Below are 1,350 nucleotides of genomic sequence, written 5' to 3'. Positions count from 1 at the left end.
TAGCACCACTGAGGTGGTGTGTGACGGTGTACTGGTCGTTGTTTGAGAACTGCACAGTGGACGCGAGCATCTGTGGCCAAGTTTTTAAGGGCGCACGGTGGATGCCTTGGCACCAGGAACCGATGAAGGACGTGGGAGGCCACGATAGTCCCCGGGGAGTCGTCAACCAGGCTTTGATCCGGGGGTTTCCGAATGGGGAAACCCGGCAGTCGTCATGGGCTGTCACCCTTGCCTGAACACATAGGGCAAGTGGAGGGAACGCGGGGAAGTGAAACATCTCAGTACCCGCAGGAAGAGAAAACAACCGTGATTCCGGGAGTAGTGGCGAGCGAAACTGGATGAGGCTAAACCGTATACGTGTGAGACCCGGCAGGGGTTGCGTATACGGGGTTGTGGGATCTCTCTTCTGTTGTCTGCCGGCGACAGGACGAGTCAGAAACCGTTGATGTAGGCGAAGGACATGCGAAAGGTCCGGCGTAGAGGGTAAGACCCCCGTAGTCGAAACGTCAGCGGCTCGTTTGAGAGACACCCAAGTAGCACGGGGCCCGAGAAATCCCGTGTGAATCTGGCGGGACCACCCGCTAAGCCTAAATATTCCCTGGTGACCGATAGCGGATAGTACCGTGAGGGAATGGTGAAAAGTACCCCGGGAGGGGAGTGAAATAGTACCTGAAACCGTGTGCCTACAAGCCGTGGGAGCGTCGGAATGTGCTTGCACATTCTCGTGACTGCGTGCCTTTTGAAGAATGAGCCTGCGAGTTTGCGGTGTGTTGCGAGGTTAACCCGTGTGGGGAAGCCGTAGCGAAAGCGAGTCCGAATAGGGCGATATAGTAGCGCGCTCAAGACCCGAAGCGGAGTGATCTAGCCATGGGCAGGTTGAAGCGGAGGTAAGACTTCGTGGAGGACCGAACCCACCAGGGTTGAAAACCTGGGGGATGACCTGTGGTTAGGGGTGAAAGGCCAATCAAACTCCGTGATAGCTGGTTCTCCCCGAAATGCATTTAGGTGCAGCGTCGTGTGTTTCTTGCCGGAGGTAGAGCACTGGATAGGCGATGGGCCCTACCGGGTTACTGACCTTAGCCAAACTCCGAATGCCGGTAAGTGAGAGCGCGGCAGTGAGACTGTGGGGGATAAGCTCCATGGTCGAGAGGGAAACAGCCCAGAGCATCGACTAAGGCCCCTAAGCGTACGCTAAGTGGGAAAGGATGTGGAGTCGCAGAGACAACCAGGAGGTTGGCTTAGAAGCAGCCACCCTTGAAAGAGTGCGTAATAGCTCACTGGTCTAGTGATTCCGCGCCGACAATGTAGCGGGGCTCAAGCGTACCGCCGAAGTCGTGTCATTCACACAAC

At 56.4% G+C, this 1,350-nt stretch carries 1 rRNA gene (running past one end of the window); it reads left to right on the top strand.

Annotated elements, in window-relative coordinates:
- The first annotated feature begins 74 nt into the window (after positions 1 to 74).
- Positions 75 to 1,350: ribosomal RNA gene (locus ACWGDB_RS41820) — 23S ribosomal RNA — on the top strand; it runs 1,491 nt beyond the window's last position.

The sequence above is a fragment of the Streptomyces sp. NPDC055013 genome (assembly GCF_053608645.1).
Note: the sequence above shows the minus strand (reverse complement) of the source record. Positions and strands in the feature narration are given on the sequence as shown.